A 23,200-nucleotide genomic window follows, 5' to 3' on the forward strand; every position below is an offset into this window, starting at 1 on the left:
AAATGGAGCCGAGGCTGGCGCGGCGCGTGCCGCATGCGCTCGCCTAGCGGCTTGTCCCGAGTTCGTCGAAGCGCCGGGCCCGGTAAAGCACCATCGATACGATCCAGCTCGCGGCGAAGACGCCGATGATGACGTAGCCCAGCGTACCGAAGTTGTCGTTCAACGTACCGATAGCATCCCACAGCTTGCCTTCGAGCTTCAAGTGGTCAGAAATCAGGCCCAGCGCCTCGATCGTGCCGACCAGCAGCGCAACCGCGACCGACACCAGCGTGATCGTCATGTTGTAGTAGATCTTACGAATCGGCTTTAGATACGCCCAGCCGTAGGCGCCGAGCATCAGGTGGCCGTCGAGCGTATCGACCAGCGACATCCCCGCGCTGAAGAGCGCCGGGAACACCATCACCGCCCATGGCGAAATGCCGTGCGAAGCCTGCGACGCCGACATGCCGAGCAGGCTCACTTCGGTCGCGGTATCGAAACCCAGTCCGAACAGAAAGCCAAGCGGGAACATGTGCCAGCTGCGTCCGACGAGCCGGAACATAGGCCGGAAGATCCGCGCGAGGAAGCCGCGATCGGCTAGCAACATGTCGAAGTCGTCGTCGACGTAGGCGCCGCCTGCGCGTATGTGACGCCATGCCTGGAAGATCGATTTCATAATCAGCAGGTTCAGGAACGCGATGGCGAACATGAAGAGGGTCGATACCGATGTGCTGATCAGTCCACCCAATTCCTTGTATTGGACAAAGCGCGTGCTCAACACGCCTGCGACTGCCGCGACCGCGAGCGAGGCGACGACGATGATGGTCGAGTGACCGAGCGAGAAGAAAAAGCCCACGGCGACAGGACGCTTTTTATCCTGCATCAACTTACGGGTCACGTTGTCGATCGCGGCAATGTGATCGGCATCGACCGCGTGGCGCAAGCCGAGTCCGTAGGCAATCAACGCGGTGCCGAGCAGGACCGGGTGGTCCCGGAACGACACGAACGCCCAGATCCACGCGGCGGCATTAGTCACCAACAGCAGGCTGTAGATGCCGAGGAGCTTGCGCTGGACCTGCGGATCGGATCCGCTGAGTACATTGGACAGTTGCTTGAGCATGATAGGTATCCTGATGAAACGGCGTTGCGCGATATGGCGCGCGCTTCGCGCCCCTGCCTGAACGCCGGAAGCAAGGGCACGGCTCAGTTGCCGGACGGACGCAATGCGCGCAGATCCAGCGATGCCATGTCGGTGGCCGACAGCACCCCGGCCTGCGTCACGGTCTTTTCGAGGGCGAGCAGAAAGCGCTCGTAGTAATCCCACGGCGGCTGCCCCGCGCAGTATCCGTCTTCCCATTCGGCGATGGACGCCATGAGATTCTGACGGAAGTCTTCCCACTCGAAGTGCCCCGCCTTCGACAACGAAAGCGCGAGCCCGAATGCCTGCCGTTCCCATGGCTTGTCGAACAGCAGTTTGCCTTGCATGCGCGGCGGAGAGTCCGGACTACCAAGCATGCTGGAAGCGGCATATTCCTCGAAACGGGTAAACATGATCAGACCGCCTGCCACGGCGAGGCGGAAGGCGAGGGCACCAGCGCCACACCCATCATCGCTTCCGGCGTGACGAGCGCCGCCAGTTCCACTTCGCTCATGCCTTCGGTGCCGGCGGGCCGCTCCGGGATGACGAACCAGCGGATTTGCGCGCTGCTGTCCCATACCTTGACTTCCGTATCGTCCGAAACCGGCACGCCAAACTCCTTCAGCACGGCGCGCGGTTCGCGCACGCCGCGCGCGCGGAACACCGGGTCCTTGTACCAGTAGGGCGGCAGACCCAGCACCGGCCAGGGATAGCAGGAGCAAAGCGTGCAGATGATGAGGTTGTGAACACCGTCGCCGTTGGCGACTGCGGCCATGTGTTCGCCTTCCGCGCCTTCCATTCCGGCCGGGAAGTCCATTTCCGCAATCGCCTTTGGTGTGTCTTCGACAAGGCGTGCCTTGAACGCCGGATCGATCCATGCGCGCGCCACGATTTTCGCGCCATTGAACGGGCCGGCCATCGTTTCGAAATGACTGAGCACGGTATCGACCGAGTCGCTGCCCAGCACCCCTTTCTCGATCAGAAGCGCTTCGAGCGCCCGTACTTTGGCTGCGCTCGCGGCCTCGCGTTCGTCGTCGTATTTGAATAGTTCACTCATGGTGGTTCTGTATCAGATGATAGGTGTAGAGATTCAGTTCGATGCGTCGAGATACGCTTCGTATAGATCGGCGTAGATCGTCGTGTTCGGTTCGCTCTTGTCCTTGCCCCAGATGTCCTCGGCTTTGAACGCAATGCGATAGACGGGCATCGGCTCGCCGATGCCGTCGGGTCCGGTCGAAACGAAGTAGGAGTAGGCACCCGGATAGACGAAGTCGATCACGCCGCGCTTGTTGCGCAGATAGCCGGGCAAACGCGTGTGATCGACGGCGGCCGGATCGGCTATGCACACCTCGGCGCCGGATTCGAAACGCGGTGCCTGCTTCAGTGCGTTCAGTCCCGAATCGCCTTTTGCAAGGTAGTCGCTGATCTGCGAGGCGATTGCCGGACTCGGCTGTTCCGGCAGCGGCGCTTCCGGATGGGCGCGGTAATGCGCGGTCTTCTGCGCAAGTTCGTCGGCCGATACGTAACCCTGATCGATGAAGAATTGCGAAATCCCCATCAGCCACTTTTCGTAGTACCGGTATTTGAAGTATTCGAACGGCTGCATGCCTTCGGCGCCGGTGCGCAGCGACGCCCAGGTCCACGTATTCCTGAACGCGGTAGGCAACGTTGCTACCGGGTACTTTGGCAGCGCGTCCGACAGATGCGTGCTTTCCGCCATCATCACCGTATGAATGCCGAAAATGCGCTTCTCCCACGGCTCGACGAAAACTCGTGTCTCGACATTGACGGGGCCGAGGTTTTCGAGCCCCCCAAGGCTGTGCTGTAGTTTCATGGTGTGCGGTTCGTGAAGTGTGAGATCAGTTGAGTTGATGCTGAGGCTTGTGGCTCAGCGCGTCGCCGAACGCTTCGGAGACGATGCCGAATACGGCGCCGGTGACGAGCGCGGCGGCAGCCACCAGCGCGGGGTTCTGAATGCTGAGTGTGGTAATCGCCTTGCCCGTGGCGACGGTGGTGCCGACCGTCGAAGCAAAGCCCCACACGACGGCCGGCAGCACATTCAGCAGCTTCAGTTTCGATACCTGCACCATCGCCGCACTCCCGACACCGACGCAAATCGCTGCGACGAGCGGCGTCGGGCCGGCATTGGCGACGGCCAGCAGCGAGAGCGACGCGATGACGAGGCCGGTGAGGTTGGATGCGACGCTCTGCACGAAGCCGCGCGGACCGCCGCCGACCACGAAGAACGAAGCCCACGCGATAAAGGTGACCCAAACCGGGACTGGAAACACCGTTGCCGTGACGTAGGTGTCGACGACGGCGAGCAAGCCGATACTGACGGTAAGCGCATCAGTCTTCTTCATTGCAGAATCCTCGAGGTAAGTTGGGCTAGTGGATACAGCTGAGAAACGATTCACGTAGTTGCGAAAAATTCAGATTGCGACCGATGAACACGAACCTGTTCTCGCGCGGCTCGTCCTTCAGCCATGCGCGTCCTGGTTCGGCCTCCAGCAACATGTGCACGCTATGGAAATGAAACTGCCGCGCTTCGGCGTGGAAGTTGAGAACCCCTTTCATCCGCATCAGTTGCTGGCCTTGCTGTTGCACGAGTTCGTTGATCCAACGGCTAAAGCGCGTCGCATCGAGGTCGCCCTTTTCGACCAGCGCGCACGATTGAATCGACGCGTCGTGTTCGTGGTCGTGAGCGCCTTCGTCGAGCAGATCGGGCTCGATCGCAAGCAGCGTGGGGAGCGAGAAGCGGCGCATACCCAGCAGAGCGTCCGCGCGGATTGGCGAACGGGTCGAGGTGATGATGGCGGCGGTTGGATTCAATGAACGGATCGTTCGCTCGACAGCGATAAGCTCGTCTTCCGTGATCAGGTCGAGCTTGTTGATCAGAATGACGTCGGCGAAGGCCACCTGTTCGCGCGCAATGTCGTCGTCGAGTTGGCGGCGCAGATGCAGTGCGTCGACCACGGTGACGACCGATTCGAGATCCACGGCTTCGCGTAGGTCGGGATCGGCCAGGAACGTTTGCAGGACCGGCGCCGGATCGGCGAGTCCGGATGTCTCGACGATCAGCCGGTGCATGGGCGCAGCAGCGGTCCGCGGGCGCGCCAGCAGCGCTTTCACACTGCTGACGAGGTCCGCGCGCACCGTGCAGCACACGCAGCCGTTATTGATTTCGACCATCGCCTGTTCTTCGGCGAGGATCAATTGTCCGTCGATGCCGACTTCGCCGAATTCGTTGACGACCACGCCGATCGAACCCGGCGCGCGCTGCTGCAGCAACTGATTGACGAGCGTGGTCTTACCCGCGCCGAGAAACCCGGAGATGACGGTGACGGGAAGCTTGCGCAGTGTGGGTGTGCGATTCATGAGGAGTCCATTGCTGATCGAGACTGGCTCAATAGAGCGAGTACCGGACCTGTCGCCGTCATCCGTCTGCGCCGGAAATCAGCTTGTCTCGAATGCGCTGAAAATGTGGCGGCTTTTGTCCGAGTCGGACAATCAGGACAAAATGGCACGACGACGCGGCATGATTCCGATGCCAAGCGCTGGTGCAGGTGAGAGATTCGATGCTCCGCGACGGTGCGCAATGCTCCGCGAATATGCGGCGGGATGGACGACCACCTCGACAGAGCGCGATCCTGTTGAGCGCGGGCACCGCCGGTTCACGTGCTGACCGCTTGGGCGACGGTGGGCCGTATCGTCAACATGGCGGCGCTGCTGGAGCTCGCCCGGGCGTGACGCGCTGGGTAGTCTGCCGGTTCGGTGGATCCACCAGGCCAGCGCCCATCACTTTCTAATCGCCTCGGTCGCCATGCGACTCACGTGCGTCCATCCTGGGCGGCCTTTTGCGCGTGCCCGCTCCGTGCAGAATTCCCACCACGTTGCTCTCCTGCGGCGCCCCAGTGTCAAGATTCTTGCAGTCATTCGTCGGTTGACGACCATAATTTCTGCGATTGAATCGGAAGCTCAATCGGATAAATGGGGAGAAACCGCGAAAAACGGGTCGAATGTGCTCAGCGTGTCTGAGACGTTCGCTAACCAGATTTTTTTGCATATTCCGTATGTCGTCAATTGACGATTTATTTTCTCGGAGATATCTTCGCGTCTCAAGAGGTAGCCGAAGCAGCGGCTACGCCACGTGTGAACAGTGCCGCGCAAACGGTCGGAGCGAGCCATGAGTAACGTCGTCAATAGATCCGGGAACAGTCGTCGTCGATTTCTACAGGTGTCGGCGGGTGCGGGGCTCGCTGCTTCTGGTTTGATGGGTGGGATGTCCCGGGCCTTCGCTGCCGACAGCGTGAATCTGCATACCTGGTCGGCCGGCGTCGATACGGTGAAGCGCATGCTCGTGCCGTTTCAGAAGGAAACGGGGCTGAACGTCAACTACAACAACCTCCCGTTCGCACAGTATCGCGAGGCGATGGTGACGAAATTCGTAGGCCAGGCGCCGATCGACGTGCTGTGGGTGTCCGACGGCTGGCTGCCCGAGTGGGCCGACGCGGGCTGGCTTGCGCCGCTCGACGGCTATCCGCAACTGCTCAGGTACAACGGCGAGGTGCAGGATTTCTGCACCCAATCGATGCGCTACAAGGGTCGTCAGTACGGTCTCACCTACTACACCGACTACATGGCGTTTCTGTACGACGCCGACAAGCTCGCCAAGGCGGGCATCGCGGCGCCGCCTGCAACGTGGGACGAACTGGTCGCGCAATCCCTGAAGATCAAGAATGCGGGTCTCTCGCAATACCCGCTGATGCTCTCGATGGCACGCGAAAGCTGGCTGATCGAGTTCATGTCGTCACTGGTGTTTTCGAATGGCGGCCGCTTTGTCGACGACAGCGGCAAGGCGGTGATGGACGATCCGAAGCACGGCGCGGTGACTTCGCTGCAATGGGTTGCCGATGCGGTCAACAAGCACCACATCGTTTCGCCTGCGTGCGTCGAGTTGGGAGAATTGAACGGCTTCAAGGCCGTGGCGTCGGGCAATCACGCGTTCGCATTATTGCCTCGCTACCGGGTTCAGGCGCTTAACGATCCGCGCCAGTCGCGCGTCGCGGGCCATATCAGGCAGGCGTTGATGCCGGCCGGCCCGAACGGTTCGCACGCCACGGTTGCGTGGATGCGTATGCACGCGATGAGCGCCGCGGCCGGCGCCAACAAGACGCGGGCCGCTGAGGCGACGCGTCTGATCGAAGCGTTCGGTGGACGATTCGATGGCCAGTACGCGTTTCAGAAAGCGATGTTCATGGACACCGGCACGGCATTCGGCGTGAAGCCGCTCTTTAACGACCCCGAAGTCCGCACCGCGTATGAAAAGTACGGCGACTTCTCGATGTTTCAGAAGCAACAGGATCTGGCTCGCAAGAAGGATGTGATCACGCGCTGGTTCGGCGAATGGGACGAGACCAACGGGACGGCATGGCAAGCGGCGATCCTCGGTCAAGCAAGCGTGGCCGACGCGCTGAAACGGTCCGCGCAGAAGTGGACCGCGTTGAGCAAAGCCTGAGGTCGATATGAGCGTTCATGCCTTGGGCCGCCGCTGGCTTGCCAGACATTCCGTGGCGTCTTCCGATCAGCGTAGCGCAATGCTGCTGCTGACGCCGATGATGCTGGTGCTGCTCGCAGTCGCCGTGTTTCCGGTCCTTTACTCGTTCTGGACGAGCCTGTTCGACATTCATTTGACGCGCATGAACAGGGTGTCGTTCGTCGGCCTGGGCAACTACATCCAGACCTTTCGCGATCCGATGTTCTGGGCTGCGGTCGAGCGCACCGCATGGTTCACCGTCGTGTCGGTCCTTGCGATCATGATCATTGCGACGCTGATGGCGCTATTGCTGAATCAGGAGTTTCGCGGCCGGCGCATCCTGTCGACCGCCCTGCTGATTCCATGGGCCATTCCCTATGTGGTCGACGGTCTGATGTGGAAGTGGATCTACGACTCAGGGTACGGTGCGCTCAACGGACTGCTATTGCAGCTTGGCGTGATCGGCCAGTACATGGTATGGCTGGGCGACACGCACAAGACGCTGGCGTTGATCTCCAACGCATTCGTGTGGAAGGAAGTGCCGCTCGCGACCATTCTGCTGCTTGTGACGATGAAGTCCATTCCGTCGGACCTTTACGCGGCGGCGAGAGTGGACGGCGCCAACGTGTGGAGCCGATTCGTGCACGTGACGCTGCCGGCGATGCGTCCCGGCTTCATGCTCGTGATGATCTACGAAGCGATGATGGCGGTCCGGCACTTCGACCTCTTCTTCATTCTGACGGAGGGCGGCCCGGCCGACGCGTCTCATGTGCTCTCCTGGCACATCTACGTCGAGACGTTCCGCAACCTGTCGTTCGGCACCGGTGCGGCGGTCGCGTATGTGCTCGCGCTCGCCACGTTTGCGATGTCGTACGCGATCATTCGTCTACTCGGCAAGAGGCTTTAAGCGATGTCTTCTTCTGTTGTGAAGCGCCTTGCGCTGCTGGCCGGTTCAATCGTGATGTTGCTGTATGTGCTGGCACCGGTTGCGTGGCTGCTGTCGTCCTCGTTGCAGCGCGAAGCGGATATCACGTCCATTCCGCCACACTGGATTCCCCATCCGCCGACGCTGTCCAGCTTCAAGGCGATCGTCGCGGCAAGCACCGGCACGGCGTCGGACGACGGCAACGCCGCATTCGTTCCGTCCACCGCGCAGTATCTGTTGCCGGCGCTGCGCAATAGCCTCGAGGTCGCCGCTGCGGTGGTGCTGCTGAATCTGCTCGTCAGCGTTCCCGCCGCTTATGCGATGGCGAAGATCCGGTATATCGGCCGCGATCTGTCGGTGTATTTCATGCTGGCTACCCGCGTGATTCCCGATATCGCACTCGTCGTGCCGTTCTTTCTGTTCGTGCGCAAGCTCGGCCTGCTCGACAGCGTCGGGTCGCTGATCATCACTTATCTGGCGATCACGGTGCCGTTCAGCGTCTTCATGTTGCTTAGTTATTTCGAATCGCTACCCGACGAGCTCGACAAGGCGGCTCGGGTCGATGGCTGCTCGCGGATTCAGGCTTTGCTGAAGGTGTTTTTGCCACTCGCGGTGCCATCGCTCGTCGCCGTCATCATGTTCACGTTCCTGACTAGCTGGAACGAGTTCCTGTTCGCCTTGATGTTTACGCAGACCGCCGCGTCGCAGACCGTCCCGATCATCGTTGCGTCTTTCACGTCGGATTTCACGACGAGCTTTTCGTTCATCAACGCAGCGGGCGTGGTCGCGATCGTGCCGCCTGTGATCATCGCCGTGGTGTTCGAGCGTTACATCGTGTCTGGTCTGACTGCCGGCGCGGTAAAGGGATAAAGGGAAAGATCATGGCTCAAATCGAATTTCAGCAGGTGGGCAAGCGATATGCGAACGGACATGTCGCATTGGACAACCTGAATCTGCAGATCAGGGACAAGGAGTTTCTCGTTCTGCTCGGACCGTCCGGCTGCGGCAAGTCGACGACGCTCAACATGATCGCGGGACTGGAAGAGGTCACGCAGGGCAGCTTGCGGTTCGACGACGTCGAAGTCAACGGCTTGCCGGCGCACCGGCGCGACGTGGCGATGGTGTTTCAAAGCTACGCGCTCTACCCGCACAAGAACGTGTACGACAACATCGCCTTCGGCCTGCGGATGCGCAAATATCCGCAACAGGAGATCGATGCGCGGGTGCGCGCGGCCGCGCAGTCGCTCGAAATCGCGCATCTGCTGGACCGGCGGCCCGGGCAACTGTCGGGCGGGCAGCGCCAGCGCGTCGCGCTCGGCCGCGCCATGGTGCGCCAGCCCGCGGTCTTTCTGATGGACGAACCGCTGTCGAACCTCGACGCGGCGCTGCGTGTATCGATGCGCGCGAGCATCAAGGCATTGCATCAGTCGATGCAGACGACTTTCGTGTACGTGACGCACGATCAGGCCGAAGCGCTGACGCTCGCCGACCGCATCGTCGTGATGCGCCAGGGCGTCGTGCAGCAGATCGGCTCGCCCGATGATATCTACGAGCGGCCAGCCAATAAGTTCGTCGCCAATTTTCTCGGCAGCCCGCCGATCAACTTTATCGATGGCGTCCTCACGCAAGGCGACCATGGTTTGCATTTTCGCAGAGGTGATTTTTCGCTCGCCCTCGATGACGAGACGCGGCGCCTCCTCGCGGGATGCAGCGGCCGGGCCGTGTCGGCCGGCATTCGTGCCGAGGACATCGACGAGCATGACGACTCGACCGATTGTTCGCTGACAGGCGACATCGCCTCGTTGCTGCCGGTAGGCTCCGATCAGTTTATCGGCCTGCAATGTCTGGGGCAGTCAATGTTTTTTCGTGTCGGCAAGGAGCGTTCCTGCAAGGTCGGTGAACGCGTGACCCTGTCGATCAACCGCCGCCGTCTGCACCTTTTCGATCAGGCGAGCGGCGTGAACCTGAAGGTGCAGAACGCATGAAACCCGCGGTATTTTCGTATCACCGGCCTCGCACGCTTGAAGAGGCGCTGTCGCTGCTCGCGCTGCACGGCTTCGACGCCAAAGTCATCGCGGGAGGGCAAAGCCTCGCGCCGATGATGAACATGCGCTTTGCGCAGCCGGCACACCTGATCGACCTCAACGCATTGCCGCAACTCAGCGGTGTGACGCTTGCGGGTGAGTTGCTCTCCATTGGCGCGATGACGCGCCATCACGAGGTGGCCGTCAGCGGCACGGTGCGCGCCGTTTGCCCGCTGCTCGCGGAAGCGGCGGCGACCATTGGGCACTACGCGATTCGCCAGCGCGGCACGCTTGGGGGCAGCCTTGCGCATGCGGACCCTGCTGCGCAAATGCCGCTCATTGCAAGCACGCTGGGTGCGAGCATCGAGATTGCCGGACCGGACGGCAGCCGCGAGATGCCGGCCACGGAGTTCCTGATTGCAGTGATGACGACCGATCTCGCCGCCGAAGAAATCATTCGAGCGGTGCATTTCCCGGTTGCACGCCCGGGCGAGCGGCACGCATTTGAAATCTTTAGCAGGCGGCACGGCGACTTCGCGATTGCTGCTTGCGCACTGACCGTCATGCTCCACGGCAACAGATTTGCCAGCCTGCGCATTGGACTCGGCGGCGTGGCGGACACTCCGCTTGTGCTGGACGAACTCGCTGCGGGCTTCGTCGGCGCTCCGGTGGATGCGCCGACGCTTGCTGCAATCGCCGACGCGGTGGCTGGCGCTATCGATCCATACGATCAACCGGACATCAGCGCCGCTTACCGGCGCGATCTCGTCAAGGCGCTCACGGCGCGAGCGTTGCGACGCGTGACGCATTCGGCCAACACGACCGCCCATTGAGCCATGGAAAAGAGAACAATTTATCTCGATGTGAACGGTAGCCGTCACGAAGTGCACTGCGAGCCTCGCAAGCTCCTTTCCGATGTGCTTCGTGAAGACTGCCGTCTGACCGGCACGCACGTCGGCTGCGAGCACGGTGTATGTGGCGCATGCACCGTGCTGATCGACGGCCGTCCGGCGCGCTCGTGCCTTGCGTACGCCGTTCAGATGGACGAAGTGCGGATTACCACGATCGAAGCTGTCGCGCAGGATGGCCGCCTCTCGCCGCTGCAGCAGGCGCTGCATGAGTGTCATGGCCTGCAGTGCGGCTTTTGCACGCCGGGCATCGTGATGACCTTCGAGGCCTATCTGCGCGAGCACCCGAGCCCATCCGAGTCCGAGGTGCGCGAGGCGCTTTCCGGCAACCTGTGCCGCTGCACGGGGTACCAGAACATCGTCCGGGCGATCCTGCGCGCGGCCGCGCGGATGCGGGGGGAGAGCGCCGATGTCTGAGCAGACGTTTCGCTACCTCAACAAGGCGGTGCCGCGCACCGAGGACTATCGCCTGCTGACGGGCTATGGCCGGTATCTCGACGATATCGAAATCGCGGGCGCCCTGCACGTGAGCTTCGTGCGCTCGCCCCATGCGCATGCGCGGATCGTCTCGGTAGATACCGCCGCGGCTATCGGCATGCCTGGCGTCGTGACCATCGTTACCGGACGGGAGCTGGCTCAGTGGACCACGCCGATGCGTGTCGCTGCGCCGGTCGAGGGCTTGTTGCCGGTCGAGTTCGCGACGATGCCGACCGACGTCGTGCGCTTTCAGGGCGATCTGGTCGCGTGTGTGGTTGCGACCGACCGGTACCTCGCAGAAGACGCGGCTGAGCAGGTCATAGTCGAGTTCGAGCCGCTGCCTGTGGTGACCGATATGTGGCAAGCACTCGAAGCCCATGCCGCGCAAGTCGACCCAGGCGTGCCCGGCAACCTGGTGTCGCACCAGCGCTACTCGAACGGCGACCCGCAGAGCGTCGCCCAGCGAGCTTACCGCGTGGTCGAATCGACCTTCCAGCAGCAGCGGCAGACCCATGTGCCCATCGAAACACGCGGTTGCGCAGCAGTCTGGGACGCCGGGCGCCACCACCTGACGTTTCACATCGGAACCCAGGTGCCGCATCCTTTGCGCACTCAGCTCGCGCAACGGCTCAGACTCAGCGAGTCGCAGGTGACGGTGATTTCGCCTGACGTCGGCGGTTCGTTCGGTCAAAAAATCGCCTTGTACCGCGAGGAGCTGACCGTTGCCGCACTCGCACGTCATTTGAAGCGACCGGTGCGCTGGCGCGAAGACCGTCTCGAGAATCTGACCGCAGCGGCCAATTCCCGTGAAGACTTCTGCCGCACGCGCGCTTCGGTGGATGAGCACGGCACGCTGCTCGCGCTCGATCTGGAGATCCGCGAAGACTTCGGCGCGTATTGCTTCTTTCCGGCGAACTACCTCGCGCGCGTCGTCGCAATGGTGTTGAGTGGACCGTACCGGCTGCAGCACTACGCTTTCGACGTGAAGGTCGTGCTCAGTCACAAATGTGGCAATGCACCCATGCGCGCGCCGATGTCCATCACCAGCTGGGTCATGGAAGGCACGATGGAAGCGATTGCGCGCGAGCTGAAGCTGGATCCGGTCGAAGTGCGCCGCCGCAACCTGTTGACGCCGGAGGAACTGCCGTACCGCACCGCCACCGGCGAATTGCTGGCCGACATTACGCCGTCGCAGACCTTTGAGGCGGTGCTGGCGGCCTTCGACTACGACGCTTTTCGCGCGCGTCAGCAGGCGGCGCGGGCAGCCGGCCGCTATCTCGGGCTTGGCCTGTGCAACGTGGTGGAGCCGACGACGTACGGTTCGCGCTTTTATAAATCGGCCGGCATTCCGGGCTCGGGACACGAGGCCAGCTGGATTCGGATCGAGCCGAGTGGTGTCGTGAACGCGTCGGTGGGGCTCGGCCCCAGCGGGCAGGGCTATGAAAGCGCGATGGCCAATGCGGTGGCCGAAGGCCTGGGTGTGGACCCGTCGAGCGTGCGTATCCATCTGGGCCACACCGATATCGCGCCATACGGAATGGGCAGCCGCGGCGCCCGCAGCGGCACAGCGGGCGGCGGCGCGCTTTATTTATGCGCACTCGATGCGCGCCGCAAGGTGCTCGCCATTGCCGCCGGTTGTCTCGACCTGCCCGACAGCGACTCGCTTCGCCTTGTCGACGCGCGCATCGAGCGCCGCAGCGGCGACGCGTGGGTCGAGACAGGTCTAACGCTCGCCGACGTGGCGCGGCGCGCCTATATGGATCCAACTTCGTTGCCCCAAGGCCTCACGCCCGGCCTCGAGTTTCATTTGACCTATGATCCGCCGCCGATGACCTACTCGAATTCGACGCACGGATGCGAGATCGAGCTGGACGTGGCCACCGGCGCGATCCATATCGCGCGCTACGTGATCGCCGAAGACTGCGGCACGCTGCTCAATCCCACCGTGGTGACAGGGCAGCAACACGGCGCAGTGGCGATGGGACTGTCCGGCGCGTTGTTCGAGCATACGCGCTACGACGAAACGGGACAGAACGTGAGCGGCTCGCTGGCCGACTACCTGATCGCCACTTCGACCGAACTACCCAATTTCGAGATCATTCCGTTGCATACGCCTAGCCGCGCGACGGCGGCGGGCATCAAGGGGATGGCCGAAGGCGGCGTGATGGGCGCGCTCGGCGCCTTGACCAATGCCGTCAACGACGCGCTGGCGCCATTCGGCGTGGTGGCGGACCGTCACCCTTTGACTCCCATGCTGTTGCGCGACCTGCTGCGCGACAAACTCTGACCGGATCAAACAATCATGAATCAATCTGCAAGCAAACCCGCCGTCGGCTTTGTCGGCCTCGGCATCATGGGCGCCTCGATGGCGGCGCGGCTCGCCGCAGCCGGCTATCCGTTACACGTCTATAACCGCACGCGTGCGAAGGCCGAGCCGCTCATCGAAGCGGGCGCGAGCTGGCACGCCACGCCAAAGGCGCTCGCTGAAGCATCCGACGTGGTCATCTCGATCGTCGGCATGCCGGACGACGTGCGTGCGCTGTATCTCGGCGACGACGGTCTGATCGCGAACGCGCGGCGCGATGCCGTGCTGATCGACATGACGACTTCGAGTCCGCAACTGGCCGAGGAGCTGGCCGCGCAAGCCGCGGTTCGCGGCGTGCAGATGCTGGACGCGCCGGTTTCGGGCGGCGATGTCGGCGCGCGCGAGGGGCGGCTGTCCATCATGGTGGGCGGCGCGGCCGATGTGCTCGCGCGCGTCGAGCCGATGCTGCGCTGCCTCGGCACGAACATCGTGCTGCAAGGCGGACCGGGCTCGGGTCAGCACACCAAGCTGTGCAATCAGATCGTGATCGCATCGACGATGATGGGCGTGTGCGAGGGCCTCGCGTATGCGCACAGCGCGGGACTGGATCCGCAGACCGTCCTGAGCGCGATCGGCGGCGGCGCGGCTGGCGGCTTCCAGTTGAACAACCTGGGGCCGCGCATCGCGAAAGGCGATTTCGCGCCTGGCTTTTTTATCGAGCATTTCATCAAGGACATGCGGATTGCGCATGAGGAAGCCGCTCACATGGGACGTGAGTTGCCGGGTCTTGAACTGGTGCGCAGTCTTTATCAGAAGCTCGCCGAGCAAGGCTTCACGCGTAACGGCACTCAGGCGCTCTTCAAACTCTACGAGCGCTGAGGAATGGCGATGAAGTTGGCTGATCAATGCATCCTCCCGGCACGACCCGAGACCGTATGGCGTGCGCTGAACGATCCTGCCGTGCTCGAGGCGTGTCTGCCCGGGTGTAAATCGCTCGCGATGCTGGACGAGCGGCATTTCGAGTCGACCGTGCAGATTCGCGTCGGCCCGGTGGCCGCGACCTTCAAAAGCAATGTGGAGCTGTCGGATCTCGATCCACCCAGGGCCTACACGATCGTCGGCACGGGCAATGCGGGCGCAGTCGGCTTTGCCAGGGTCACCGCGCGCGTGCAACTCGAACCGCAAGCCGAGACGACCGTGCTCGCATACGACGCGGATGTCGAAATCGGTGGAAAGCTGATGAGCGTGGGGTCCCGGCTGATTCAGTCCGCGGCGGGCAAGAATCTCGACGCCTTCTTCGGCGCGCTGAAGGCGCACATCGAAAAGGAGGCGGCGCCTGCGAACGCTGTGCCAGATATCGAGCCGGCGCTGCCGGCTCGGCCGGACAACGTGCCACCGATCGGCGGCGTGCAATCTCAGCCGCACAGCGAGACGAAGCCGTTCACCGTCACAGCCAAACCCGGTCCGACACCCGGTCTGCGGGTCTGGCTGGTCGGTGCAGGTTCGGGTCTGGTCGGTTTGCTGGTTGGATTTTTGATTGGGCACGCGGGCTGACGGTCCGTGTCGCGCTGGCGGTGCCCGGTGAGCGTGCAGACCGGGCACCGTTCCGAAGCGTGAGCAGGCTCGGCGCCGCAATGCGTGAGCGCACTGCGCGTGGATCACATGCCGTTCCAGTGGCAACCTTGTTCGTTCTGTAGTTCAGCGTTTGATCAACTCCATTTTTCATTCGACGGGAATTTTCATGAGCAGAAAAATAGTTGTCCTAATGGCATTGACCTGCCTTGCAGAGGCGGCTCGCGCACAAAGCAGCGTGACCCTCTACGGCGTCGCCGACGATGGCATTACCTACACCAACAATCAGGGCGGACATGCCAATTACCAGACCTTCAGCGGTGGGATGGGCGGCAGCAAGTTCGGCCTGCTGGGCAGCGAGGATCTAGGTGGCGGCACGAGCGCAATCTTCCAGCTCGAGAGCGGCTATGACGTGAATAGCGGCAAGCTCGGCTATAACGGCCGGCTGTTCGGCCGTCAGGCATATGTGGGTTTGTCCGGCAACTACGGCAGCGTGCGCCTCGGGCGGCAGTATGACTTCATGGTGACCAACCTGCAGCCGCTGACCTCTTCGCTGGCGTTCGGCGGCTCGCTGTCGGCGCATGCGGGCGATGTGGACGGAATCTGGGGCACGTATCCCGTCAATAACACGGTCAAGTACGTGAGCCCGACGTATCACGGCGTCACGGCGGGCGCGCTCTATAGCTTTGGCGGCGTGGCCGGCTCGGTCGGCGCGTCGCGGCAGTACGGCTTCGGCCTGAGCTATGCGAACGGCCCGCTGAAGCTGGCGGCCGCCTATCTCTATGTGAACAACCCGGCGGTGACGCGATTTGACGGCGCCACGGGGGCGACAGCGGGCCAGGCGTTCACGAATCCCGTAACGACACCGATTTATAGCGGCTACGCCACCGCGCACAGCATGCAGACGCTCGGTGTGGGCGGCAACTATCAGTTCGGCACCACAACGCTGGGGGCGCTTTACACCAACACGCGCTTCAGCAACGCAGTAGCGACCAGCAGCACCACGTTCCAGGGGGCCGCGACACTCGACTCGTACGAGGCGTTCGTCAGCCACCGCTTTACACCTGCTGTCATGGGGGGTCTGACTTACAACTACACGTCGTCACCGCATGCGCACTACAACCAGCTGGCGGCGGGCTCGCAGTACCTGTTTTCGAAGCGTACGTTCACCTACCTGATCGTTGCCTGGCAACGCGCCAGCGGCGTTGATTCGACGGGACACGCAGCGGTAGCCGATCTGACCTATCTGTCACCTTCGTCGACGCCGAATCAGGTCGCGCTGCGCGTGGGCATACGGCACAGCTTTTGATTTGCGGTGGAGTGCAGGTCTGCCTGGCCGCGTGACGGTGTGCTCGGGCGGACGTCGTTTTGTGAATGTCTGAATGACAACAGGAGGCAATCATGCTGGTTGAAATGCGTGCATACCAGATTACGGCAGGAAAGGTGGGCGAGTTTCTGCAAATTTACGAGCGCGAGGGGCTGGAGATCATCAGTCGGTACGCACGGCTCAAGGGCTGCTGGACTAAAGACTCGGGGACGTTGAATTCGGTCGTGTTCTGCTGGAGCTATGACGACTATGCGCACCGTGCCGCGCAGCGCGCGAAGCTCGCCGCCGATCCGCATTGGCAAGCTTTCACGCCTCGCATCTTGCCGTACCTGGTGCATCAGGAATCAGTGTTCCTTTCGCCGGTGCCGTTTTGCCCGGCTGACTGAAGCAGCCGAGGTGGTGAATTCTTCTGACTGTCGGATGTGCAACGTTGCCTGTCGCGCCGCAGTCGGCCTGTGCTTGTGTGCATTTGAGGTTCGATCTGTTTTTCAGATCCCAAGGTAACGGTCGTAACTGATCTGAGCGGCATCTGGTTTCGATCCGGGCAACCGTCTATTCCGGTTTGAGACGACCGGTCATTTGAATGTAAGGAAGAGAGATTCAATGCAGAACTTTACGTTTCACAACCCCACACGAATCATTTTCGGCGAAGGCCAGATTGCCGCACTCGATGCTCACGTCCCACCGAACGCACGGGTGCTGATTACGTACGGCGGTGGCAGTATCAAGAGCAACGGTGTGCTCGCGCAAGTGCAGGCGGCGCTCGGTGAGCGCGCGTGGCACGTGTTCGGCGGCATCGAGCCGAATCCCACTTACGAAACGCTGATGGAGGCGGTTGCGCTCGCGCGTGAGAAGAACATCGACTTTTTGCTGGCGGTGGGCGGCGGCTCGGTGATCGACGGGACGAAGTTCATTGCGGCGGCGATGAAGTTCGACGGCGAGCCGTGGGACATTCTGGCCAGGCAGGCCCCGGTGCGCGATGCGGTGCCGTTCGGCAGCGTGCTGACGCTACCCGCGACCGGTTCGGAAATGAACAATGGCAGCGTCATCAGCTACCGCGCGAAGGGCGACAAGCTGTTTTTCACGAGCGACGCGACCTATCCGCTCTTCTCGGTACTCGATCCGACGACGACCTATTCGTTGCCGCCGCGGCAGATTGCCAACGGTGTCGTCGATGCGTTCGTTCATATCGTCGAGCAGTATCTGACCTATCCGGTGGACGCGCGAGTACAGGACCGTTTCGCCGAAGGCCTGCTGATCACGCTGACCGAAGTCGGCCCACAAGCGCTTGCCGAGCCGCACAACTATGCGGTGCGAGCCAACCTGATGTGGACCGCGACGTTGGCGCTAAACGGCCTGATCGGCGCCGGCGTGCCGCAGGACTGGGCGACCCACATGCTCGGCCACGAGATCACGGCGCTCCACGGACTCGATCACGCACAGACGCTCGCCATCGTGCTGCCGGCCATGCTGAGCGTGCGCCGCGAGTCGAAGCGCGCGAAGTTGCTGCAGTACGCCGAGCGCGTCTGGAACATCACAGCGGGCAGCGAGGACGAGCGTATCAGTGCGGCGATTACGGCGACCCGCGTGTTCTTCGAACGTATGTCGGTGGGTACCCGCTTGCGCGACTACCGGATTGGCGGACAGTCCATCGCGACGCTGATCGCGAAGCTCGACGAGCACGGGATGACGGCATTGGGCGAACGCGGCGACGTGACGCTCGACGTGAGCCGTCAGGTCTATCAATTCGCAGTCTGAACGGGCCGCGCATTCGCGCGGCTGATCATCTGGAGTGTCACTATGAAAATTGGATTTGTAGGACTGGGCGCGATGGGCGCCGCGATTGCGAAGAACCTGATCGACGCCGGGCATGACGTGCAGGTTTTCAACCGGAGTCCGGCACGCGCCGAACCGTTGCGCGAAGCCGGGGCGCGCGTCGCGTCGAGTCCCGCGCAGGCGGCGCTCGGGGCCGACGTGGTGTTCACGATGTTGGCCGACGATGCCGCGCACGCCGCGGTCACGTTTGGCGAGGAGGGCATCGCCAGCACGCTGAAACCGGGGGCGCTGCACATCTCGATGAGCACGATCAGTGTTGCCACTGCGCAGGATCACGCAGCGAAGTATCGTGAAGCGGGTCTTGCCTTCGTGTCCGCGCCGGTGTTCGGCCGGCCCGATGCCGCGGCGGCGCGCAAGCTGTTCATCATGGCGGCCGGAGCGGACGAGCACCTCAAGGTCGCCGTGCCGCTTCTGGAAACGCTTGGGCAGTCGGTGGGCATTGTCGGCGAGGAGCCTTCGCAGGCCAATCTGGTGAAACTGATCGGCAACTTCATGCTGTCCGTGGTCATCGAAACGCTGGGCGAAGCCTGTGCCGTGGCGGGCAAGGCCGGCATCGATCCGATGCGTCTGGTGGAACTGTTGACGAGCGCAAGCTTCAACGCGCCGCCATACAAAATCTACGGTGCGCTGATTGCGTCGCAACAATTTCAGCCGCCTGGCTTCTCGTTGCCGCTCGGTCAAAAGGACAACCGCCTGATGCTGGCCGCCGCTGAGGCGCTTGGCGTTCCACTGCCGCTGGCAAGTCTCGTGCACGACCGGTTCCTGACGTTGCGCTCGCAAGGGCTCGGCGCTGAGCATGACTGGTCGGCGGTGGCGCTTTGCGCGCTGTCCGATGCCGGCATGAGCAACGCGCTTCGCGGCGGCTGAGCGCAATGGGCACGAATGCCGCTCGTGATGAGCGGCATTCGACGTCTCGAACCGCGCGCGAACCGGGACGTCGAGTACTCGCGGGCCCAGGGTACTATCCTGGGCTCAGCTACGGCCCATATTCGGCTCCGCCGTCGCATCACGCTCACGTCGTGGTCTCGCAGTGTCCTTGATCAACATCACGAACGCGCTTGTGGCAATCAGACAGAAGCCCATTACCAACAGTCCGGCGGAAAACGAGTTGGTCAGCGAGCGCGCGAAGCCGACGAAGTAAGGCCCTCCAAATGCCCCGATCATCCCGATACCGTTGATCATGCCGCTAATTCGGGCCGTCACTTCAGAGGGCACCAGTTCGGTGGCGATCGACCACAGTACCGGCTGCGATCCGTAAAGCGTCGCGCCAGCGATGACGAGCAGCGCCATGTTCGCGACAAACGGATTGGACTCAAAGGTTTCGCCGCCAACCAGAAGGGCCAGGCCGGAAATAGCCAGCGGTATCGCGGAAAAGAGCCGCCGGTCCAGTTTGCGGTCGGACCAGTAAGTCAGGATCGGCATGAGCACGATCGCGAATGCGTAGGGAATCGATGAGAGCCAGCCGATGTCCGTCGGCGAAAGCCCCGGCTGTTGATGAATCACGCTGGGCAGCCAGATCACAAAGCCGAGGAAGCCGGTGTTCCAAAGCAGGATCGCGGTTGCGAAAAGCCATACTGCCGGGCGCCGCAATTGCGAGCCGAAGGATACCGGTATGGGTGACGGCGCTTGCGATGCGTGCCGCCTGTTTTCCGAGTCGAGGCGTTCGATCAGTTGCGCGCGATCGGCGGCTTTCAACCACTTCGCGTTGCGCGGCGAATCGGCTACGCCCCACAACCACACCAGTACCCACACGAGCGGGAAAATGCCCTCGACGATGAACAACGTGCGCCAGTCGCCGAGCTTCAGGATGTAGCCGGCGATGGGGCCGCTCGCCATCGCGGCGAACGGGTAACACAGCTGCCAGATGCCATTTGCGCGAGCACGCTCGGAAGGCGCGAACCAGTTCCTGACGAACAGCAGGAAAGTCGGAAATATACCGCCTTCGAATACGCCGATCGCGAAACGAACCACGACCAGCTGCTGCGCATTGTGCACAAACCCCTGCGCCATTTCGATCGTTCCCCACAGCACCATCAGCACGGCGATCAGCGCCTTGCCGTAGCCCTTGTCGGCGATCCAGCCGCCCACGACCTGCGAAGTGCCATAGCCGATAAACAGCACACCCGACGCGAATCCGAGAATCGAGGCGGTCAGCCCGAGTTCCTTGCCCATCGTCGGAATCGCAAAGCCGATGTTGGTGCGATCCATGAACGCGATGACAAGCGTCATCATCATCACGGGCAGTAAGCGAAACCATCTTTGCTCCATCGTCTGTCTCCATCCATGTTTTGCGTGCATAGCGACAAGGCGGCAAGCAGCCCTGCGCGACAGCACGTGTTTGTCTTTGTATAGCTACGTGTTGCAAACGATCCTGGCACTGCATCGCGACGGTCTTGGCCGCCTCGGCATGCGAGGCACTGCACGAACCTCCGCTCTGGCAACCCAACAATCGAATCCGGTCTGGCACCGCCCTGAGCGTGCGGAGCCGGACCGTCCGTCTCACGTGTAGCGATGCGGCGCCGGTTGCCACTTCTTCCAGAAATCGGGATCGTGGCAGATCACCAGTTCACCGCCGAAGAACTCGCGCAGCAGGCGCAGCCGCGCGATCGATGCGATCGCGAGTTCGGTGTTGTGCGCATTGCCGGGCGGCGAGTCGGGTTCGAGGTTGGCCGGGCAGAACACCGCGTCGCCGGTCATGAACATGAGCGAGCCCGACGGCAGACGCACCATCAGCGATTGATGTCCCGGCGTATGGCCCGGCGTCGTGAGCACGGCCACGCCGGGCTTTATCACCTGATCGCCGCGCAACAGTTCATAGTCGATTTCACAATCGAAGTAGGCGCGCTCGTACGGTCGCGCGGCAAAGCTGTCCGGTTGATACGCAAAGCGATATTCCGAACTCTGCACGAGGAAGCGTGCATGAGGGAATAACAGGTTGCCGCCCGAGTGGTCCCAGTGGAAGTGGCTGTTGATGACAATCTTGACGTCCTCCGGCGTACGGCCGAGCTCGGCCAGCCGTGCGCGAATGTCGTCCTGTCGCTCATAGCGCGCGATCATTTCGGAAAAGCGCTTCATCGACAGACAGAGAGGGGGACGATCATCCCGTTCGCAGTCGTGCGGCAGAAGACCGGTATCGAACAGGATATGTTCGCCGTCCGTCATCTCGATCAATGCGCCGGTCACGGGAACCTCGACCCGCGTACCCATTCCGCGCCGCATCGTCAATGACGACTGGTCGTTGATGAGCGTGCCGAGGTTGAACAGCGCAACGCTTTTGACAAGCGTTCCGATGGTGCCGGATAGGGCGGCTGGCACAGTCATCGTCTCCTTCCTTTCAGGAATCGCCGAGTTCCCGGTCGAATCTCTCGTGGTCCATCAGTCATGCCAACTGATGGCGCTCGCAGAACAAGCGGGCCGGGCGTGATCTTGCCAGCCGATCGCGTCATCGGTGATGCCCCATTTTCCATCAGCCGCCAGATGAACCGGAGGGCGCGTTTGCGAGGAGTATGCTGGTCATCGCCCCTCAGAAGAAGTAGTCTTTGCTTTCTTCAAAACATAAAATTTATTTCGATGGACTCCCGCTTTCTTCAGAGCTTTGTCTACGTGGTCGAATTTGGCTCGATCGCGGAAGCCGCTCGCCGGCTCGATCTGACGCCGGCCGCGGTGGCACAGCGCGTGAAGATGCTGGAGGCGGAGTTGGGCGGCCAACTCGTGCGGCGCTGCGGACGCACGGTCGGTACGACGGAAGCCGGCGAGCGCATCCTCGAACGCGCTCGCAAGGTGTTGCACGAGATCCGCGACCTCAAGTCGGATCTGGAGAATCCGTCGACGCTGGGTGGACAACTGCGCCTCGGCGGCATGGGAACGATGATGACGAGTCTGATCCCCGTCATGCTTGCGGAATTGCTGGCGCGTCATCCCGGAATCGACTTTTATCTCGAGCCCGGCACCTCGCTCGACCTGTATCGGAAGGTCGTCAGTGGTGATCTCGATGCCGCGGTCGTCGCACGGCCACCGTTCAATCTGCCGAAAAGTTGCGACTGGCACACGTTCAGGGAAGAGCCGCTCGTGCTGTTGACGCCTGCCGCGATGAATGTGACCGATCCGCACGTCACATTGCAGACGGAGCCGTTTCTCCGTTACGACCGCAATGCTGTCGGCGGGCAACTTGCCGAGAGCTACCTTCGGCAACATGGCATTACTCCGCATCAACGTTGCGAGCTCGACGGGCTCGGCGCGATTGCCGCGCTGGTGGACCGCGGTCTGGGCGTTTCACTCGTGCCCGACTGGACGGCCAAACCGCTCAGCGATCTATCACTTGCCAAATGGCCGCTGCCGCATCCCTTTCAGAAGCGCGTGGTCGGATTGATATGGCGACGCTCCTCAGTCCGTCTCCGACTGATCAAGGCCTTTCTGCAAGTGGCTTCGGAGTTCAAATATGGCTAATGCACGCAGTGCAAGCGTAATTGACGCGCATGCGGCCTCGGCGATATCGCTATAGAATTGTCGCGCCACAACCGTGAATGTCGACTATTAGCAAACCTGTTCGCAAACCAGTCGGGCCGTCTCGCAACTCTCTCTCTTCGATACACTCTCAATGTCTCATAGTACTCGCCGGCCCACGGGCCGCGCTTCTTCTGGTCGGCGTCATTTGAGCAAGGAAATGCTGCTCCCAATGACGAGGCAAGCCGTCTCTGATATCTCGCTCGCGAATCACCTCGCTCTTGCGGTCTGTCGCAAAGGGCAAGGGAATGCTCATCTGCTCAATGAACTGATCAGAGTCGTATATCTGACGTACTACTTACAAGATGCCGGATTCGGTAATGCGCCTGTCGATTTGTACCGACGTGCGGAGGCTGAATTGGATCAAGCTGTTGACAGGGCGCAGTATGACGGAGTGTGGCAAGTCAGCGCCGAGGTCGCATCCATGCTCGAAGAAATCCTGGCCATTCACGACCAGCAACTGACGGCGGCTGCGACCCGGCACGTGATGGAGGCCAACGCGCGGTTTTCCAGGTTCATCAAAAGCGATCTTCATTCGCCAATGTCGAAACACGCACAGCCGACCGCTCGCCACGACGACATCGAACTCAACGTCACCGCGAGCGCCAACAGGTTGCAATAGGCCTGACAGGGAACGTGCTCCGAAGTAGTCAAAATACTACGGGGCATA

Annotated in this window: 23 protein-coding genes; 15 read left to right on the top strand and 8 right to left on the bottom strand. The window is 61.9% G+C overall.

Translation table 11 applies throughout. The features are described from left to right. Nucleotides 1-43 precede the first annotated feature (43 nt). The 6 genes from PQQ53_RS04770 to PQQ53_RS04795 form a co-directional block, all read right to left on the bottom strand. On the bottom strand, nt 44-1,099 hold the full coding sequence (locus PQQ53_RS04770) for a HoxN/HupN/NixA family nickel/cobalt transporter (protein WP_408152286.1): 1,056 nt from the start codon (nt 1,097-1,099) through the stop codon (nt 44-46). A gap of 83 nt (nt 1,100-1,182) precedes the next feature. Beyond that, entirely contained in the window at nt 1,183-1,530 is a 348-nt protein-coding gene (locus tag PQQ53_RS04775) for a nitrile hydratase accessory protein (protein WP_408152287.1), read from the bottom strand. A 2-nt stretch (nt 1,531-1,532) separates the two neighbouring features. Further along, on the bottom strand, nt 1,533-2,174 hold the full coding sequence (gene nthA / locus PQQ53_RS04780) for a nitrile hydratase subunit alpha (RefSeq protein WP_408152288.1): 642 nt from the start codon (nt 2,172-2,174) through the stop codon (nt 1,533-1,535). Between the two features lie 33 nt (nt 2,175-2,207). Then, nucleotides 2,208-2,951: a nitrile hydratase subunit beta gene (gene nthB / locus PQQ53_RS04785; protein WP_408152289.1), complete on the bottom strand. Its 744-nt coding sequence runs from the start codon at nt 2,949-2,951 to the stop codon at nt 2,208-2,210. A gap of 25 nt (nt 2,952-2,976) precedes the next feature. After that, the gene (locus PQQ53_RS04790) at nt 2,977-3,480 is read right to left on the bottom strand and encodes a DUF1097 domain-containing protein (protein ID WP_408152290.1); all 504 of its coding nucleotides are present in this window, start codon (nt 3,478-3,480) and stop codon (nt 2,977-2,979) included. Nucleotides 3,481-3,505: 25 nt separating this feature from the next. After that, nucleotides 3,506-4,495: a CobW family GTP-binding protein gene (locus tag PQQ53_RS04795; protein ID WP_408152291.1), complete on the bottom strand. Its 990-nt coding sequence runs from the start codon at nt 4,493-4,495 to the stop codon at nt 3,506-3,508. A 904-nt stretch (nt 4,496-5,399) separates the two neighbouring features. Between PQQ53_RS04795 and PQQ53_RS04800 the strand changes: the two genes are divergently transcribed. The 13 genes from PQQ53_RS04800 (at nt 5,400) to PQQ53_RS04860 (ending at nt 18,894) form a co-directional block, all read left to right on the top strand. Next, the gene (locus PQQ53_RS04800) at nt 5,400-6,635 is read left to right on the top strand and encodes an extracellular solute-binding protein (RefSeq protein WP_408147213.1); all 1,236 of its coding nucleotides are present in this window, start codon (nt 5,400-5,402) and stop codon (nt 6,633-6,635) included. A gap of 7 nt (nt 6,636-6,642) precedes the next feature. Further along, nucleotides 6,643-7,560, top strand: a complete 918-nt coding sequence (locus PQQ53_RS04805; protein ID WP_408147215.1) for a carbohydrate ABC transporter permease — start codon at nt 6,643-6,645, stop codon at nt 7,558-7,560. 3 nt (nt 7,561-7,563) lie between these two features. Continuing rightward, complete coding sequence (locus PQQ53_RS04810) at nt 7,564-8,448, top strand: carbohydrate ABC transporter permease (RefSeq protein WP_408147217.1); 885 nt, start codon at nt 7,564-7,566, stop codon at nt 8,446-8,448. Between the two features lie 11 nt (nt 8,449-8,459). Further along, on the top strand, nt 8,460-9,563 hold the full coding sequence (locus PQQ53_RS04815) for an ABC transporter ATP-binding protein (protein ID WP_408147219.1): 1,104 nt from the start codon (nt 8,460-8,462) through the stop codon (nt 9,561-9,563). Next, the gene (locus tag PQQ53_RS04820; protein ID WP_408147221.1) at nt 9,560-10,435 is read left to right on the top strand and encodes an FAD binding domain-containing protein; all 876 of its coding nucleotides are present in this window, start codon (nt 9,560-9,562) and stop codon (nt 10,433-10,435) included. The genes PQQ53_RS04815 and PQQ53_RS04820 overlap by 4 nt, the downstream gene beginning before the upstream one ends. Before the next feature lie 3 nt (nt 10,436-10,438). Continuing rightward, nucleotides 10,439-10,927 (top strand): (2Fe-2S)-binding protein, encoded by a 489-nt coding sequence (locus PQQ53_RS04825; RefSeq protein ID WP_408147223.1) that lies wholly within the window; start codon nt 10,439-10,441, stop codon nt 10,925-10,927. Further along, on the top strand, nt 10,920-13,274 hold the full coding sequence (locus PQQ53_RS04830; RefSeq protein ID WP_408152292.1) for a xanthine dehydrogenase family protein molybdopterin-binding subunit: 2,355 nt from the start codon (nt 10,920-10,922) through the stop codon (nt 13,272-13,274). The genes PQQ53_RS04825 and PQQ53_RS04830 overlap by 8 nt, the downstream gene beginning before the upstream one ends. Before the next feature lie 15 nt (nt 13,275-13,289). Further along, complete coding sequence (locus PQQ53_RS04835) at nt 13,290-14,171, top strand: NAD(P)-dependent oxidoreductase (RefSeq protein WP_408147227.1); 882 nt, start codon at nt 13,290-13,292, stop codon at nt 14,169-14,171. A 9-nt stretch (nt 14,172-14,180) separates the two neighbouring features. Continuing rightward, entirely contained in the window at nt 14,181-14,846 is a 666-nt protein-coding gene (locus PQQ53_RS04840; protein WP_408152293.1) for an SRPBCC family protein, read from the top strand. A gap of 211 nt (nt 14,847-15,057) precedes the next feature. Beyond that, nucleotides 15,058-16,173, top strand: a complete 1,116-nt coding sequence (locus PQQ53_RS04845) for a porin (protein ID WP_408323336.1) — start codon at nt 15,058-15,060, stop codon at nt 16,171-16,173. 92 nt (nt 16,174-16,265) lie between these two features. After that, a complete protein-coding gene (locus tag PQQ53_RS04850; RefSeq protein WP_408152295.1) occupies nt 16,266-16,577 on the top strand; it encodes an NIPSNAP family protein in 312 nt (103 codons plus the stop codon). A gap of 217 nt (nt 16,578-16,794) precedes the next feature. Next, nucleotides 16,795-17,949 carry an alcohol dehydrogenase gene (gene yqhD / locus PQQ53_RS04855; protein WP_408152296.1) on the top strand — a complete coding sequence of 385 codons (1,155 nt, stop codon included), beginning with the start codon at nt 16,795-16,797 and terminating at the stop codon, nt 17,947-17,949. 42 nt (nt 17,950-17,991) lie between these two features. Then, complete coding sequence (locus PQQ53_RS04860; RefSeq protein WP_408152297.1) at nt 17,992-18,894, top strand: NAD(P)-dependent oxidoreductase; 903 nt, start codon at nt 17,992-17,994, stop codon at nt 18,892-18,894. Between the two features lie 105 nt (nt 18,895-18,999). On the opposite strand, the gene PQQ53_RS04865 is transcribed toward PQQ53_RS04860, so the two are convergent. Both PQQ53_RS04865 and PQQ53_RS04870 read right to left on the bottom strand, forming a co-directional pair. Continuing rightward, nucleotides 19,000-20,295 carry an MFS transporter gene (locus PQQ53_RS04865; RefSeq protein WP_408152298.1) on the bottom strand — a complete coding sequence of 432 codons (1,296 nt, stop codon included), beginning with the start codon at nt 20,293-20,295 and terminating at the stop codon, nt 19,000-19,002. 231 nt (nt 20,296-20,526) lie between these two features. After that, nucleotides 20,527-21,348, bottom strand: a complete 822-nt coding sequence (locus tag PQQ53_RS04870; protein ID WP_408147241.1) for an N-acyl homoserine lactonase family protein — start codon at nt 21,346-21,348, stop codon at nt 20,527-20,529. Between the two features lie 249 nt (nt 21,349-21,597). On the opposite strand from PQQ53_RS04870, the gene PQQ53_RS04875 reads away from it, so the two are divergent. Continuing rightward, nucleotides 21,598-22,473 carry a LysR substrate-binding domain-containing protein gene (locus PQQ53_RS04875; RefSeq protein WP_408147243.1) on the top strand — a complete coding sequence of 292 codons (876 nt, stop codon included), beginning with the start codon at nt 21,598-21,600 and terminating at the stop codon, nt 22,471-22,473. 229 nt (nt 22,474-22,702) lie between these two features. After that, the gene (locus tag PQQ53_RS04880; RefSeq protein WP_408323337.1) at nt 22,703-23,152 is read left to right on the top strand and encodes a hypothetical protein; all 450 of its coding nucleotides are present in this window, start codon (nt 22,703-22,705) and stop codon (nt 23,150-23,152) included. The last annotated feature ends 48 nt before the right edge of the window (nt 23,153-23,200 follow it).

Source organism: Paraburkholderia strydomiana (assembly GCF_046030495.1).
Taxonomy (GTDB): domain Bacteria; phylum Pseudomonadota; class Gammaproteobacteria; order Burkholderiales; family Burkholderiaceae; genus Paraburkholderia; species Paraburkholderia strydomiana_A.